Source organism: Chitinophaga oryziterrae (assembly GCF_009758125.1).
In the GTDB taxonomy this organism is placed as follows: domain Bacteria; phylum Bacteroidota; class Bacteroidia; order Chitinophagales; family Chitinophagaceae; genus Chitinophaga; species Chitinophaga oryziterrae.
Map to the genome: position 1 here is coordinate 1,432,642 of NZ_WRXO01000001.1, position 15,733 is coordinate 1,448,374.

Consider the following 15,733-nt stretch of genomic DNA (forward strand, 5'->3'; position numbering starts at 1 on the left):
ACTATATGGAATTAATACAATCAGATCCATGGGCATCGTTAAAGGCGTTTACAACGGCACGCATTGCCCTGGGACGCACTGGCACGGCTATTCCCTTGCGGGAAGTGCTGGCCTTTAAAATGGCCCACGCGCACGCCAGGGATGCGGTGTACTCCAAATTAGACACTTCAGCGTTACAGGAACAGTTGCAGTCGTTCCACTTACCGGTGCCCCTGCTGCATAGTCGCGCAGCAGACAGGTACGAATATCTGCAACGACCGGATAAGGGCAGGCGATTAGACGCAGACAGTGCAGCATCTTTAGCACCACAACATGCTGATGTGGTTTTCATACTCGCAGACGGTTTATCTGCCACGGCGGTAAATGTACATGCCTGTCCATTATTACAACAGGTGTTACCTATGCTGAAAGCAACGGGAATATCAGTAGGACCGTTATGCCTGGTACAGCAGGGAAGGGTTGCTATCGGAGATGAGATAGGGGCTTTGTTAAAAGCAAAAGTGACGATAGTACTGATAGGAGAACGACCAGGATTAAGCGCAGCAGATAGCATGGGCGCTTATATCACCTATGGCCCACAGGTGGGGAACACAGACGAAGTAAGAAACTGCATTTCTAATATAAGAGAAGAAGGGCTGCAATATCCCGCAGCAGCAGGAAAGATTTTTTACCTGTTACAGGAAGCGCTAAGATTGAAATTATCCGGAGTGGAGTTAAAGGATAATTACGGGTTATTAAGTTAGTTGGATTAAGCATGGAAAAAAACAGCACTTCAGATAAGTTGCATTAACCCTGCGATAAACATTCTGTACTTTGTAAGGAAGAAGTTTCATTAATATCAAAATTTATAATATTTTGGTCCTTTCACTTCTTCAATAAGATGCTACAGGACGGATTCAATATTTCTGCAGAACAAGCTAATGAAGGGCTCCGTAATCATAATGTGGACGTCTTCCGGCAAATCTATCTGGCGTATAGTGAAGAGCTTTTTTTACTGGCCAGCCGTTGGGTAAAGGATGAACATCTTGCTAAAGACCTGGTACATAATCTGTTTGTTCATCTGTGGGAAAAGGGAGGATCGCTGACGATCACAGGTAATGTGCGTCATTACCTCTTCAGGGCCATTACCAACCGGTGCCTGAATGAATTAAAGAGAAGGTCCAGGTTTGTGAGTGATGACCTGCTGCAATGGCAGGCCGATCCATCATCTCTGAATGAAATCTCTGATTATATCCTTTTACAGAAAGAGCTGATCAACCATTTACAGGGACTTGCACCCCGTTGCAGGGAAATATTTATGATGAGTCGTGTGCAGGGGCTGGACCCTTCAGAGATAGCTTCCAAACTGGGTATCACCCTTAATACCGTTTATTTTCAACTGGCAGTAGCATTGAAGTACCTCCGTACACATATGAAGGGGAAGAAAAGTTGAAGCGCTATCAAAGTTTAACCATTTATTTATTGTCATTATAGTATAGATCATGAGTAACGACGATATACAGGAATTTGTTATCGATTGCATAACGGATCCTGAAAACAGGGACAAGCAGGCTGCGCTGGATAAATGGCTACAGGAATCTGAAGAGAACCAGGTACTGTACGAAGAAATCAAACGCATCTGGGATATCGCGGAGACCATTCCGTCCGCACCTTTCAATAAAACCGAGGGATGGGACCTGTTGTCTCAGCATATCACGGAAACTCCTGTGCGGGTAAGGAAGATGTCCGGCTGGTGGCGTGCTGCTGCTGTGCTGGTACCGCTGTGTCTTGTGGCTGTTGCCTGGTGGCAGTATAGTGAACGTGGACATAAAGAAACACAATGGGTGAATTTTGTAGCGCAGGGCGCCGAAAAGGATAGTTTACTGCTGCCCGATGGCTCTGTGGTGTATGCCAAACCCGGTACTACACTGGCTTATAATAAGCAAAGGATCGTGAAACTGGAAAAAGGGGAAGCATTTTTTAAGGTAGTACAGGATGAAAAGACAAGGTTTGTAGTGCAGATGGAGAGCGCAACAGTGACAGTATTGGGTACTTCGTTTAATATCACCATGGACTCAGGTTTGACAGATGTTGCGGTATGGGATGGTAAGGTGAGTATGGCCCGGCTGGATGGTGAGACCATTGTGTTAAAAGAAGGTGAAATGGGCCGGCTGGATAAGGGCAGCCTGAATAAAATGGCGGGTAATTATGCCTGGCGCTGTGGCTGGGCGAACGGATATCTTATATTTGAAAATGAGGAAGCGGGCGTTGTAGCAGCCGTCTTATCCGGATATTATCATCAACAGATCACGATCCCGGATTCTCTCGTGAAGAAGAGAATTACAGTGAAGTTCCGTAATATGTCATTTGAAGAAGTACAGGCTGTTTTGGCCGAAGTTTTAGATAAATAAGAATTTAATCTCCCATATCTGATTTTTTTCTCATAATTTGATGCCGCGCAGGTAATTCCTGTGATCTGTTTCTCAGTTAACCATATATCAGATCAACCGGCATTTATGAATCGCAGTGGCGTCATAAGCATCTATTTATTCTTAACCATTCTAATCACCTCTTCTACAGGACGAGCGCAGGATTCTACTGTGTTTATGAAGGCCGTTCAGATCGATATTAATAACCAGCCTTTAATTGTCTTGCTGCACTCTATTGAGCAGCAGACAGGGGTTTCTTTTGCATATGCCAATGAAATACTTGCCGGGCGGCCAGATATCTCCCTGCATATACGCCATACTAACCTGAAAGCTATCCTGGATAAATTATTCCCTGTTACACAGTACCGCGTAAAAGTGATTGGCGGACAGGTAATTATCAAACTGCAACCTGTTATTATTATTCCTATGGACAGCATCCTGAAACGGGTGGAAATGAATACAGTGGTGATAACCGCTTTGGGCATAGGGCGACAACAACGCTCGCTGGGGTATGCTTATACGGATGTTAGAGGAAGTGAGCTGGCTACGGCCAGAGAACTTAACCCTGTGAATGCACTGAGTGGAAGAGTGGCGGGGTTGGATGTAAATCCTGTGAACGGTGGGGTGGGCGCATCTACAAAGGTCACTTTGAGAGGTGTTAAGATCATAGGGGGAAATAACCAGCCGCTGTATGTGATCGACGGTATCCCGGTGAATAATTCATCGCCGGGACAGGCAGAGAAATACGGGGGCTATGATTTGGGCGATGGAACAGGAATTATCAATCCTGATGAAATAGAGACGATATCTGTGCTGAAAGGAGGCGCTGCGGCAGCCTTATATGGCAGCAGGGCCGGTAACGGGGTGATATTGATTACGACAAAGAAAGGGATCACTAAAGGACTGGAAGTTACTTTTTCTTCCAATACCACAGTGGATGTGGCGAATAACAGTTATGACTTTCAGGATACCTATGGCAGTGGCAGGGGTGGTGCTTTGCCTGCTGATGCGGAAGATGCACATAACTTTCCGCAGGTGAGCTGGGGACCTAAAATGAACCGGGATAGCCTGGTGTGGATATGGAACGGGAAACACGTGCCTTATGTGAATGCAAAGCATAAGGCGAATGCCTTTTTCAGGGAGGGACTTACACTGACGAATGGAGTATCGGTTTCAAGAGGAGATGAGAAAACACAACTACGCTTTGCGTATACTAATATCAGGAATAAAGATATTGTACCGGAGAGTGGATTAAACAGGCATAACTTTTCTGTAAGGGGTACTTCACAGGTATGTCCGGGAGTGAGCCTGGATATGAAGATTACCTATATGAATGAGCAGGTGGATAACCGCCCGGCTTTGTCTGATAACTCTAATAATATTGGTTATGTGCTGAGTGGGATCGCGCCTAACATTGATATCAACTGGCTGAAGGATTACAAACATGCTGTAACAGGGGATTATGTGAACTGGAATAACAATGTGTACCAGGTGAATCCTTACTGGGTAATTAATGAACAGCCTAATACGAGTACGCAGAACAGGCTGACTGGCTTCGTGCAACTGAAGTACCAGTTATGTCCCGACTTTTATATTCAGGGACGTACAGGCATGGATTACTCCCGTTTTAGTTTCCGGGAGTTTATGGATTATTCCACGCCGTATAATCCCGGAGGAGGGCTGGCACTGAAAGACCGTACCTTCCGGGAGATGAATTCGGATATACTGTTGTATTACAGAAAGAAGGTAAACGATTTCCGGATAGGCGCGAATGCAGGTGCCAACCGTATGGATTATAACGAAGACCTGCTGAATACTACAGGCAGGAATATGAATACAAGGCATGTGCAGAGTATCAGTAATTTCCAGACACAATTGAGTAATGAACAGATACGGCGCAAGCGGATCAATTCTGTATACGGAGCTATCAATCTGTCGTATAAAAATCTTCTTTATATAGATCTGACGGGGAGGAATGACTGGTCATCCACATTAGCTGCCAGTCACAATTCTTTCTTTTATCCTTCCGCCTCTGCCAGTTTTGTTTTTTCTGAGCTGATTAAAAGTGAGATATTATCTTTTGGTAAAGTACGTTTTTCAATTGCACAAACGGGCAGTGATGCCATTGATCCTTATCAGTTGAAACTTACTTATGGTGCAGATCCGGATATTCCTTCCATAGGCGGTTATATCATTGGTGGTGTGGCTACTAACAGTGTTCCTTTTGAGAAGCTGAAGCCCAGTATCAGTAAATCTTATGAAGCAGGTTTCAACCTTTCCTTTTTCGATAGCAGAATGAGTGTGGATGCTACACTTTATCGTTCCAATACAAGGAACCAGGTATTGAATGCACCTGTTTCTTCCAGTAGTGGTTATACCAGTGCGGTGATTAATTCCGGTAACGTGCGGAACCAGGGAGTAGAAGTAACGTTGGGGTTAAAGCCTTTTATGGGGAAGGTTTTTAGCTGGGATATTGACGTGAATTTCGCTCGTAATCAGAATAAGATACTGGCGTTGAATTCCCTGGTATCGGATTATTATACGTTATCGTCTGCACGTTGGGGAAATGTAACCATAGTAGCGAAGTCGGGAGAAGAATATGGAAGTATCATGGGCAGGGATTTTTTGAGAGATAGTCAGGGGCATATGATGCTGGATGGGAATAATCTGCCTCAGTATAATGTGAGAGATACGAAACTGGGGAATAGTCAGTATAAATGGATAGGAGGTATCAATAACCGGTTTTCCTATAAAAGGATTTCTCTTTCAATATTACTGGATGTTAAACATGGGGGGAGTATTTTCTCTATGACGAATTTATTGTCTTATTCGAATGGGTCACAAAAAGGCACACTTGCCGGAAGAGAAGGATGGGCCAGATCTGAGAAGGAAAGACTGGCAGCCGGTGTGGCGGAAGGTGACTGGGTACCTACAGGCGGGTTGAAGGTAGACGGAGTATGGTTGAATGAAAATGGAGGAGGATCGGGCAGGCCGATGTATGTGGACGTAGCGGCTTATGTGAATCCACAGGTGTACTGGCAGAGGGTAGGGAGTAGTATCCCGGAGCCGTTTATTTATGATGCCTCTTTTGTGAAAGTAAGGCAGTTGACTATTGATTACAGGTTACCGTTTTTCAGGAAGGAAGTGATCGTATCACTGGTATCAAGGAATCCTTTTATTCTTAGTAAACATATTCCGAACGTAGATCCGGAATCGACATATAATAATACAAATGCGCAGGGACTGGAATATGGTTCTCTGCCTGCGCGTCGTTCTTTTGGGATTAATATTCATGCTACTTTATGAAAAAATACATCCTGTTCATACTTGTATTAGTTGGTTGTACAAAAGACTTCAAACAGATTAATACTGATCCGGGGAAGGTTTCTTACGTAGCACCGGGAGAGCAGTTGACGGCCGCTGCTTATTTCCTGGACGGGGGAAGGGAAACGGGTTATCCGAATCTATTCCTGTTTCAGCCGATGGCGCAGTACCTGAATGGCACTACCGGTATGGGGTATGGTACCAGGTATATTTGGAATGATTTCTATAATACGCTGATGTGGGATATCTTTTATAGTAAGAGTATCAAACAACTGTCTGATCTTATAGAGAAGAATAAAGCAGATAGTATGCAGGCAAATTATATAGCGGCAGCAAGGGTATTAAAGGTGTATGTTTTTTCTTTGCTGACGGATGCTTATGGGGATGTGCCTTATTCCCAGGCAGGCATGGCGTATTACAACAAAGTGTATACGCCGCAGTATGACAGACAGCCCGATATTTATAATGATTTCTTTTTGCAGCTGGATACTGCTTTTCATCAGTTTGATGCAGCTAAAGCGCCTGTATTGAATGATATTGTGTATGATGGAGTGCTGGTTAAATGGAAACGTCTGGCAGCTTCTTTACGGCTGCGTTTGGGTATGCGGCTGACGGAGATAGATGCGGTGAGGGCGAAGGCGGAAGTACAGGCAGCTATTGAAGAAGGAGTGATGGAGAGTGCGGATGATAATTTCAGGATGATCCATGAAGATTATGCTTATCCCGATCTCCGTGGTAATGGGATCGCGCAGGCATTGCAGGAAGAACAGGCATATCGGCATACTGCGGGCTGTGCTACTTTTGTCAATTACCTGAAAGCGGAGAACGATCCGCGGCTGGGAAGGTTTTTTGTAAACCGTGATGCGGCCGGGAATGATATTACAGCTATTACGCATTATCTACCTATTCAACCGGGTATGTACTGGTGGGATGATGAGACTGATTTTATTGGAGCGAATGGGCAGGTGATTCCTTATGCAAATAAATATTGTACGATCAGTACACCGTTTTATCAGTATCAGTCGCCCTATCTGCATCTTGGTTATGCAGAAGTGGAGTTTCTGCTGTCGGAAGCGGCAGCCCGTGGCTGGGCGGGAGACGCGAATATGCATTATCAGCAGGGGATACGGGCTGCGATGGCACAGATAGGGATGTATCCGGGGATGCCTGCTATTCCGTCGAATGTGGTACAGGATTTTATAGCGGCGCATGTTTTAACGGATAAAGCAATAGAAGAGATCAATATGCAGAAATGGGTGGCTTTATTCCCGAATGGGTTTGAGGCGTATGCCAATCAGCGGCGGATAGGATTCCCTGCGCTGCTGCCAATTGAAGATGTGGATGGGGATTCGCAGACACATGGAGTGTTGCCCAAGCGGTTGCTGTATCCGGCCACTGAGGCACTGAACAATCCTGTTCATTACCAGGAAGCGCTGGACAGATTAGGCGGAACGGATGACTGGTTGAAAAAGGTGTGGTGGAATAAGTAAATTTCAATACGATAAAAAGCAAAGGCTCCTTACGGAGCCTTTACATTGTTTCAAGTTCTTCGGGATGACGGGGCCTGTGCCACAGGTAATAGTAGGCCAGGATAAGCACTCCCAGGGCAAACGGTATCACCGCCAGGTGTTTATACGTCAGATCGCCGGCAATAGGGATAGCATCAAAGTGCATGAATTCACTGATCATCCAGTAGGAGTTAGCGCTGATCCATACCGTGATGGCCAGGTTATGACATAACTCAGAGGCGAACTGCCGGGTACGGTAGGCAATGATGATAGAGATGATAAGAGTGGGGAATATCATGATGATTCCCAGAGTATGCCATACCAGACACCAGCTGATGTCTTTGAATAACCAGAAAACAATATGGAGATTTTCCATTTTCCGGTATTTTAACGGAATGCTGTAAACAGGTGATGGTGTGGTTTCGGGCATTGTTGATCTTGATTGAAGGGGCAAAAATATAAAAAGCTGGCATCAATTGGTACAACTCTTGTATTATCCCTGTAGGACCAAAAAACAAAACCATGAAAAAAGCAATGATAGCTGCCACAATCGTAGGCATTGCCGCAGCCGGTGTAATTTTGTATCTGACAAAAAAAGAAACAGTAAAGGGTATATTGGATGAGATATCCGGTGGCGCAGAAGATGCAGGACGTTTAGCGACCCGTCACCTGCGTAAGACCCAGAAAAAAATCAATAACATATTACACGAAAATCTGTCTTGATTATGATACAGGTTTGTATGTGTTACCTGTTGCCGGTATGATAGGAAAGCTATGGCCGGGCAACAGGTATTTTTTTATCTTCTTTATATAGTTTGTTAATACCGTTGCCATTTGTTTGTGTTCCTGTAAATCCGCATCCGTGTCAAAATAAGAAACTTATCTTTTACTAAAGGCGAAAATCAGTCTTAATATGGCAAAGCGGTGTTCTGCCGGTAATGGTTTTATATCCATTGTCTGGAGTTGCTGATAACATTCCAGTACTCTTTGCCTGGATTGTGGCAGGCAGTCGAGTTTACTGGCATTGATGATCAGTTCTATGGCAAGGTGAGGATCGGTGAGAGATAGTAGTTTTGCGATTTTTACGAGTTCGTTGCAGTATTCGCTGCGGAAGCCCTGGAATTCATCGGGCAGATAGTTGAGGAGTGTGATGGTGGTTTGTAGTTCGAGGTCTGTGGAATTGATTTTTTTCTTTAGTTGGAGGTTGTTCCATAGGGTGATGAGTTTTTGTTGTTTTTCCCTTAGGAAGTTTAAAATGATGAAGTAACTTTTTTGCTGGTGTTCATCATCCAATAAGATCGGATTGTTTACCAGGGCGTTCATCATCGCAATATTGCCTGTATTAAAGCATTGTATGATGGCGGCAGTGAAGACAGCTTCATATTTTGCGGAGATAAAGTGCAGAAAATCAGGTGATTTATACCTGTCGTTCTGTAAGAATTTCGCATTGCCCGGCATTTCACCTGATTCCATAAAGTTGGAAAGCATAGGATCATTGCTAATGGTAGCGAGGTAAACCTGTTCTTCCGTAGACGTTAGCCGGGAAGATTGCGGTACGTACATCATAGGTAGTAGCTTTAAACAGGAATGGTATGTCTATACAATATACGCTTTTTTTGAATATGATGCAAGAAAAGCGCAGTGCTTGCCAAAAATGTTTAAGACACACTTATAATGTTCTTTTAATCCCATCTTTTAATTGAAGATCAGTTAATTATATCACTTAGTAGTGTTTTAATATAGAAAGAAAGGCTTGTTCTACGTTTTTCAACGTAGAACAAGCCTTTCTTTAATTGCTTTTATCTTATTGATTTTCTTTTTTCAGTTTGTCTTTAAACACCTTTTTGAACTTTTCTACTTTAGGTCCTATTACATAATGGCAATATGGTTGTGAACCATTCTGACTATAATAGTTCTGATGATAGTCTTCAGCTAAGTAAAAGTTCTTAAGCGGCGCTATTTCTGTTACGATCGGATGTTCGAAGGCGCCGGATTTTTGTAGTTTATCCTTGTATTCCTGGGCCAGTTTGTGTTGATCTTCATTGTGATAGAAGATAGCGGATCGGTACTGGGTACCTACATCGTTACCCTGCTGGTTAAGCTGGGTAGGATCGTGGCTTTGCCAGAAGGCCTCTAATAATTCTTCATAAGAGATTTTGGCAGGATCATAGGTTATCTGCACGGCTTCTGCGTGACCGGTAGTACCTGTACCTACCAGTTCATAGGAAGGATTGGCTACTGTACCCCCGGAATAACCGGATTCGACTTTCACCACCCCGTCCAGGTACTGGAACTGGGCTTCAACGCACCAGAAGCAGCCTGCGGCAAAAGTGGCTTTCTCTAATTTTGTGTTAGCAGGAACATCCATGTCTACCGGTTCTTTGCTTTTTGTTTGTTTTCCCTGGGCACATGCACAGAAGGCGATGGCCAGCAAACAGCTTAATAATGAGTATCTTCGCATGATTTAAATGACAGAAGGTGATTGTGAGTATGCCTTCATATAGTTAAATTACGATAAGAATGGTGTATTAGATCATCATTATAAGTAACTTTAACATTCTTTTTTAGCGCCTGCGGGTTGCGGAAAAGTCAGTTTTAACCGGTCTGGTGACAATGGATCATTAGACTTTTGTATGGAATAGAAAGATGAAATATTTTCCCGATTCAGCGCTTATGCAGCTGGAATTTGACAAGGTACAGGCTTTGTTGCAGGAACATTGTAAAACGGAGCTGGGTAAACAGATGGCAGCAGAACTGCGCCTGCACACCCATATCGATTACGTAAAGACTGCGCTGCAGCAGGCGCATGAATATAAGCAGCTAACCCTGCTGCAGGAACACTTCCCGAACGATTACGTACTTAACCTGAAGAACGAACTACGCCTGTTAAGTATACAGGGAGCTGTATTAAGCGGAGAGCAACTGATGCTGTTGCGTAAACTGGCGGAGAGCATGCACAGTATTGTGCGGTTCTTTGACCACGACAGGCGGGTGCAGTATTCCGGCCTGTTTGGTGTGATTACGCATACACATTACGAGAAGAAAATCGTAGCACTGATTGATGATGTGCTGGATGAAACCGGGCAGGTGAGGGATAATGCCTCTCCTGAGCTGGAGAAGATCCGTATGTCGTTATACCGCAAGCGTAATGAGTTGCGCAGGGCATTTGAACGCAGTTTGAGTAAACTCAGTAAGCTGGGATACCTGGCGGATACGGAAGAAGCCTTCCTGAATGGCAGAAGGGTGCTGGCGGTGTTTGCAGAGAACAAGCGTATGGTGAAGGGCATTCTGCATGGAGAGTCCGATACCCGCCGTACTGCATTTGTGGAACCGGAAGAGACGATTGAACTGAATAATGACGTGGCATCGCTGGAGCGTGAAGAGAATAAGGAAGTGTACAGGATTTTGCGGGCACTGACGGCCGCACTGAGCCAGTTTTCTGCCTTGCTGAACAACTACCACGATATCCTGGGCATGTACGATTTTATACGGGCGAAATCGAAGCTGGCACTGGATATGGATGGAAACTATCCTATGCTGAGCCCTCATTCGCAGGCGCACCTGGTGGAAGCGTATCATCCTTTGTTACTGTTGTACAACCGTAAGAACAAGAAGCCTACCATTCCGCTGAATGTAAGGCTGGACAATGATAATCATATACTGGTGATCAGCGGCCCGAATGCAGGAGGTAAAACCGTTACGCTGAAAACCATTGGTTTGATACAACTGATGCTGCAGGCGGGATTACTGGTGCCGGTGCATCCGAGTTCCCAATTAGGTATTTTCAGGCAGCTGATGATACATATCGGAGATACGCAGTCGCTGGAATTTGAATTAAGTACATATAGTTCTCACCTGAAGAACATGAAATATTTTATGGAGAACGCCAACGGTAAAACGTTGTTCTTCATAGATGAACTGGGAAGCGGATCTGATCCAAACCTGGGAGGTGCTTTTGCGGAAGTGATCATGGAGGAGCTGGCGAAGAAACATGCCTTTGGTATTGTAACGACGCACTATCTGAACCTGAAGGTGATGGCCAATAAAGTGAAGGGGATCATTAACGGTGCAATGGGCTTTGATGAGGAGACATTGTCTCCTATGTATAAGCTGATCATAGGCAAGCCGGGTAGTTCTTATACCTTTTCTATTGCGCAGCGTATAGGATTGCATCCTTCGCTTATTTCCCGGGCAAGGAACCTGGTGGATGAAGGACATTTCCAACTTGATAAATTGCTGAATAAGGCCGAGCAGGACCTGCAGAAGGTAGAAGCCAAGGAGAAAGAGCTGCAGAAATTACTGAAGGAAAATGAGCGCTTAAAACGCGAATACGAGATATTGTCTGATAAGGAGCGGAAAACGCAGCAGGTGACGGTGCTGAAATTACAGAACCAGATCAAGGAAGAGGAATTGCAGTACCTGAAGGATATGGAGCGGAAGATGAAGCAGATAGTGGTGGAGTGGAAACGTACAGATGACAAGCCTAAAGTGATAAAACAGGCAGAGGCGTTGTTATTCAGGAAGAAGGAGAAGCAGATTAATGAACGGTTTGAGAAGAAGGTACAGGATAAGTTCTTAGAGATAGGTGGCGCGTGTAAGGTGGGCGACCAGGTGAAGATCCGGAGTAACGGGCAGGTAGGGAAGCTGCTGGAGATAAGGGATAAGAGAGGGATCGTGAAGCTGGGGAATATCCCGATGAATGTGTTACTGGCAGACCTGGTGCTGGTAAGGGAAAGGCCGAAGGAAGAAGCCGCAAAATAATTTCATAGCTCCGTCAGGAGCGACGTGTTTATATCTTCTTTAAGAGGGGTGACTTTTTTAGTCACCCCTCTTTTAATATCAGCCATAGAAGGTTAACTAAATGGCATTTAATTTTTACTATTTCCTGCCATAATAAATCTCCATATATTTTAATTTATTGATAATCAGTAGTAAAAAAGCACCAAAATATTAATTGGTACTGATAACCTACTGATACTCTGTGCTTTCAGGTATATAACCCGTATATAAGCCCTATATAACCCCTATATAACAGGTATATAAGCTGTACTTATATAGATAGGGCTTATATAGGGGTTGTATAGTAGTCTATTACCAGTTATAAAGAGTTTACAGGAAGGTTTACGTTCTTTCTGTGTTTTATCAGGCAGGACGTACACTACGAACACAGCGCTTATTATAATATTTTTAATACGTCTTTGAAATAGTAGTATCTATTATATCCCCCTTATACCAGTATTATTTTAATATATACAGATATCTTTTTTCCTTTTTTATTTAATTAGCCGGCTAAGTATTATATTTGTCTCATGAACAAACCGCTTATGTGCAGTACCATCAGTCATCTGTTGGTACAGATCAGTAAAGCGCACCGTAATAAGGGTAACCAGATGCTGTCTTGCTATAATCTGCATGCTGGCCAGGAAATATTTCTCCAGCAGGTATTATGCCGGCAGGGGATCACCATGAATGAACTGACGAATAATATGGAGGTGACACCGGCAACGGTGACCCGGATGGCGGAGCGACTGGAAAAGAAGGGATTTTTAAGAAGAGAGAAGAGTTCTAGTGATCAGCGGGTGGTACAGGTTTTCCTGACAGAGCTGGGGGAGGAAGCTGCGAAGTATATTACGGAGCAGACCTGGAATAAGCTGGAACAGCAGACAGTAAAGAACCTTAGTATGGAAGAACGTATGCTGCTTAAAAGATTGCTCATGCAGGTATTAGAGAACCTGGATGAGGCTGAGTATGGGCTTTAAGGTTTTTTTTGCCACTATTACTTAGCCGGCTAATGAATAGGACCGGGAAATTAAGTTATCAAGTTTTATAGAATATTATGAAAATTGCCCGGAAGTTATAAATTTGCAGTATTATGATTCTTACCAAAGGTTAATACTAACTCTACCTACTGCTCTTTAAAGGTCATATAACCTGACCTACCCACCACTGTGTGACTTATTTACTGATGCCCTAACTAAAAAACAAACGATTAATATTATGAAGAATAATGTAATCATACCTGTTTATAATTATGCTGTAGAATGCAATACCGGTCCTAATCCTATTAAGGGATTTAACATAAAACGCAGTACATACCTGGTGCAGCCTAACGGCGTGATGGAACCTCACCGGAGGATTGATTATAGTATTACGCTTGTTCTTTCCGGAGAGATGACATTGTTTATAGATTTTGAAAAATATACGGTAAAGGCGCCCGCGCTGATATTATTATCACCTGATCAGGTACATCAGTACATGGGTGATAGTTTATGCGAGATAGTGAGTATGGCATTTGAAGCGGAATTTCTCAGCGAAGACACGCTGGGCGGGATGGTGTGCTGGTCGGCATGTGTGTTTCAGACACCTGTGCTGCAACTCACGGACGGGCAATTAAAGGAGCTGATGGCGTATGCAAAACTGATGATGAAAGAGATGGACAGTCAGTTGCCGTTGCGTGAAGTGATCATCCGTAATTTACTGAATTCACTGATGGCCGCAAGTGCGCGTTTACCACAACGTGATATTGCAGCGATACAGGCAGATACAGTACAAAACCGCATTGTACGTCAGTTTAAGGAACTGTCTGATGTACATTACAAGGATAAAACGCAGGTAGGTCATTATGCAGATATGATGTATGTGACGCCTGGTCATTTGAATGATACTGTTAAATCTGTTGTGGGTAAAACCGCAAAACAGATTATTGATGAAAGACGTGTTACAGAGGCTAAAAGATTGCTGTTCTGGAATGAGCATAGCATCAAGGAAATAGCGTGGCAGCTTAACTTTGAGGATGATGGGTACTTCAATCGTTTCTTTAAAAAACATACAGGTCATACGCCTGCTGTTTTTCAGAAAAGTATCCGTGAAAAGTACAATTAATCCCGTAATTAGTTAAGTGTATATCGTCTTTATCCATAGTACTTTTGTACAGTTCATCTATCGATATTGAACATCATCTTAAAACCGCACGCCCATGAAGTATAATTATCGCGCCTGCTAATCTTTATTTATTCATTACTCTCTTTAGCAGTAAAACAAAAAAAAGTAGCCTGTTCGTAGTGTTATAACTACGTCAAGCCGCCTTATTCACTTTTCCGTATCAGCCGGGAAGAGTGACCTCTAACGTCCAGTAGCTGTCATTATTTGATTATTCATTATCGCAGTAATGCGGGATGGAAAGCTATTGCAAAAACAAAAAATATTACCTTATTATGACTCAATTATTTCAACAAAACAACATGTATAAGCCAGCGGGCTTTCTTTATACAATGCTTCTTCTGGCCGTATTATCCGGATGCGCCAGCTCCTCTGCCAAAACAGAGAATGCTGGTATGCCTCCTGCTGAACTGCCGGTATTAAAAGTAGCTGCTGTTCCGGCCACTACTTACCGTGAATATAACGCTACCCTGGAAGGAAAGGTGAACGTAGAGATCCGCCCCCAGGTAGATGGTTACCTCGATAAAATATACGTAGACGAAGGTGCGTATGTGAAAGCGGGTCAGCCTTTATTCAGAATTAACGAACGTACTTACCAGGAACAGTTAAGCAATGCATCTGCTTCTTTGCAGGCCGCAAAAGCCAATGAAGAAAAGGCTGAAGTGGAAGTGAACCGTCTTACACCACTGGTACAGAACAATGTAGTGTCTGATGTGCAGTTGAAAACAGCGAATGCAGCTTACCAGGCGGCAAAAGCAAATGTTGCACAGGCACAGGCGATGGTAAGTAATGCCCGTATCAACCTGGGTTATACCCTGATCACTGCACCTGTAAGCGGTTACATTGGAAGAATTCCTTTCAAGACCGGTAGCCTGGTAGGCAGGGGAGAAACACAGGCATTAACAATGCTGTCTGATGTAAACGAAGTGTATGCTTATTTCTCCATGAGTGAAATTGACTTCCTGCAGTTTAAAAATAAAACAGAAGGTAAAACGGTTCAGGACAAGGTGAAGAAATTGCCTCCGGTAGAACTGGTGCTGGCTGATAACAGTGTTTACCAGGAAAAAGGCCGTATCGAAACCATAGAAGGACAGTTCGACAAGAATATCGGCGCTATCAGTTTCCGTGCTGTATTCCCTAATGCATCTGGTCTGCTGCGTTCCGGAAATACCGGTCGCGTAAAAATACCGGAACAGTTTGCTTCAGCATTACTGATACCACAGGAAGCCACTTTTGAATTACAGGATAAAGTATTTGTATTCACAGTAGGAGACAGTAACAAAGTGGCAAGTAAACCTATCACGGTCTCCGGCAAGAATGGCTCATACTATTTTGTAGAGAAAGGGGTACAACCAGGTGAGAGAATTGTCTATACTGGTCTTGACCGTTTACGCGATGGTGCTGTAATTGCACCACAAATGATGTCTATGGATAGTTTGCTGAAGCTGAAACCGCTTTAATCACTATCATACAAATCAAGAGGATATACGCTGTTACGGCTGTTACCAAGGTAGCAGTAAGGACATCCTATGACCGGATCTATCAGCTCATTCA

Annotated in this window: 13 protein-coding genes; 10 read left to right on the top strand and 3 right to left on the bottom strand. The window is 43.8% G+C overall.

The features are described 5' to 3' along the window. Positions 1–5 precede the first annotated feature (5 nt). The 5 genes from eutC to GO495_RS05880 all read left to right on the top strand — a co-directional run bounded on the left by eutC (position 6) and on the right by GO495_RS05880 (position 7,222). Positions 6–743, top strand: coding sequence for an ethanolamine ammonia-lyase subunit EutC (eutC, locus tag GO495_RS05860; protein WP_157298730.1), 738 nt, complete (start codon positions 6–8; stop codon positions 741–743). 137 nt (positions 744–880) lie between these two features. After that, entirely contained in the window at positions 881–1,432 is a 552-nt protein-coding gene (locus GO495_RS05865; protein WP_157298731.1) for a sigma-70 family RNA polymerase sigma factor, read from the top strand. Between the two features lie 49 nt (positions 1,433–1,481). Continuing rightward, on the top strand, positions 1,482–2,390 hold the full coding sequence (locus GO495_RS05870) for a FecR family protein (RefSeq protein ID WP_157298732.1): 909 nt from the start codon (positions 1,482–1,484) through the stop codon (positions 2,388–2,390). Positions 2,391–2,495: 105 nt separating this feature from the next. Continuing rightward, positions 2,496–5,714 (top strand): SusC/RagA family TonB-linked outer membrane protein, encoded by a 3,219-nt coding sequence (locus GO495_RS05875; protein WP_157298733.1) that lies wholly within the window; start codon positions 2,496–2,498, stop codon positions 5,712–5,714. Beyond that, entirely contained in the window at positions 5,711–7,222 is a 1,512-nt protein-coding gene (locus tag GO495_RS05880; protein WP_157298734.1) for a SusD/RagB family nutrient-binding outer membrane lipoprotein, read from the top strand. Before GO495_RS05875 ends, GO495_RS05880 begins: the two co-directional genes overlap by 4 nt. 40 nt (positions 7,223–7,262) lie before the next feature. Here the strand turns inward: GO495_RS05880 and GO495_RS05885 are convergent, their stop codons facing one another. After that, a complete protein-coding gene (locus GO495_RS05885; RefSeq protein ID WP_157298735.1) occupies positions 7,263–7,616 on the bottom strand; it encodes a hypothetical protein in 354 nt (117 codons plus the stop codon). 146 nt (positions 7,617–7,762) lie between these two features. Here GO495_RS05885 and GO495_RS05890 point away from each other — a divergent pair, with 146 nt between their 5' ends. Then, entirely contained in the window at positions 7,763–7,963 is a 201-nt protein-coding gene (locus tag GO495_RS05890) for a hypothetical protein (protein WP_157298736.1), read from the top strand. 156 nt (positions 7,964–8,119) lie between these two features. Here the strand turns inward: GO495_RS05890 and GO495_RS05895 are convergent, their stop codons facing one another. Further along, positions 8,120–8,806, bottom strand: coding sequence for a hypothetical protein (locus tag GO495_RS05895; RefSeq protein WP_157298737.1), 687 nt, complete (start codon positions 8,804–8,806; stop codon positions 8,120–8,122). A 238-nt stretch (positions 8,807–9,044) separates the two neighbouring features. After that, positions 9,045–9,701, bottom strand: coding sequence for a peptide-methionine (S)-S-oxide reductase MsrA (gene msrA / locus GO495_RS05900; RefSeq protein ID WP_157298738.1), 657 nt, complete (start codon positions 9,699–9,701; stop codon positions 9,045–9,047). A 185-nt stretch (positions 9,702–9,886) separates the two neighbouring features. Between msrA and GO495_RS05905 the strand changes: the two genes are divergently transcribed. From GO495_RS05905 to GO495_RS05920, 4 genes are all read left to right on the top strand, one after another. After that, a complete protein-coding gene (locus GO495_RS05905; RefSeq protein ID WP_157298739.1) occupies positions 9,887–12,001 on the top strand; it encodes an endonuclease MutS2 in 2,115 nt (704 codons plus the stop codon). Positions 12,002–12,549: 548 nt separating this feature from the next. Continuing rightward, positions 12,550–12,999, top strand: coding sequence for a MarR family winged helix-turn-helix transcriptional regulator (locus GO495_RS05910; protein ID WP_157298740.1), 450 nt, complete (start codon positions 12,550–12,552; stop codon positions 12,997–12,999). A gap of 238 nt (positions 13,000–13,237) precedes the next feature. Continuing rightward, a complete protein-coding gene (locus GO495_RS05915) occupies positions 13,238–14,122 on the top strand; it encodes an AraC family transcriptional regulator (protein WP_157298741.1) in 885 nt (294 codons plus the stop codon). 332 nt (positions 14,123–14,454) lie between these two features. Beyond that, positions 14,455–15,639: an efflux RND transporter periplasmic adaptor subunit gene (locus tag GO495_RS05920; protein ID WP_157298742.1), complete on the top strand. Its 1,185-nt coding sequence runs from the start codon at positions 14,455–14,457 to the stop codon at positions 15,637–15,639. Positions 15,640–15,733: the final 94 nt, after the last annotated feature.

Bases quoted from the DNA above. Each gene is read 5' to 3' on its own strand.
- GO495_RS05875 (WP_157298733.1), top strand. From the start codon at position 2,496: ATGAATCGCAGTGGCGTCATAAGCATCTATTTATTCTTAACCATTCTA.
- GO495_RS05865 (WP_157298731.1), top strand. From the start codon at position 881: ATGCTACAGGACGGATTCAATATTTCTGCAGAACAAGCTAATGAAGGG.
- GO495_RS05895 (WP_157298737.1), bottom strand. From the start codon at position 8,806: ATGATGTACGTACCGCAATCTTCCCGGCTAACGTCTACGGAAGAACAG.
- GO495_RS05905 (WP_157298739.1), top strand. From the start codon at position 9,887: ATGAAATATTTTCCCGATTCAGCGCTTATGCAGCTGGAATTTGACAAG.
- msrA (WP_157298738.1), bottom strand. From the start codon at position 9,701: ATGCGAAGATACTCATTATTAAGCTGTTTGCTGGCCATCGCCTTCTGT.
- GO495_RS05870 (WP_157298732.1), top strand. From the start codon at position 1,482: ATGAGTAACGACGATATACAGGAATTTGTTATCGATTGCATAACGGAT.
- GO495_RS05890 (WP_157298736.1), top strand. From the start codon at position 7,763: ATGAAAAAAGCAATGATAGCTGCCACAATCGTAGGCATTGCCGCAGCC.
- GO495_RS05915 (WP_157298741.1), top strand. From the start codon at position 13,238: ATGAAGAATAATGTAATCATACCTGTTTATAATTATGCTGTAGAATGC.
- GO495_RS05920 (WP_157298742.1), top strand. From the start codon at position 14,455: ATGACTCAATTATTTCAACAAAACAACATGTATAAGCCAGCGGGCTTT.
- GO495_RS05885 (WP_157298735.1), bottom strand. From the start codon at position 7,616: ATGGAAAATCTCCATATTGTTTTCTGGTTATTCAAAGACATCAGCTGG.
- eutC (WP_157298730.1), top strand. From the start codon at position 6: ATGGAATTAATACAATCAGATCCATGGGCATCGTTAAAGGCGTTTACA.
- GO495_RS05880 (WP_157298734.1), top strand. From the start codon at position 5,711: ATGAAAAAATACATCCTGTTCATACTTGTATTAGTTGGTTGTACAAAA.
- GO495_RS05910 (WP_157298740.1), top strand. From the start codon at position 12,550: ATGAACAAACCGCTTATGTGCAGTACCATCAGTCATCTGTTGGTACAG.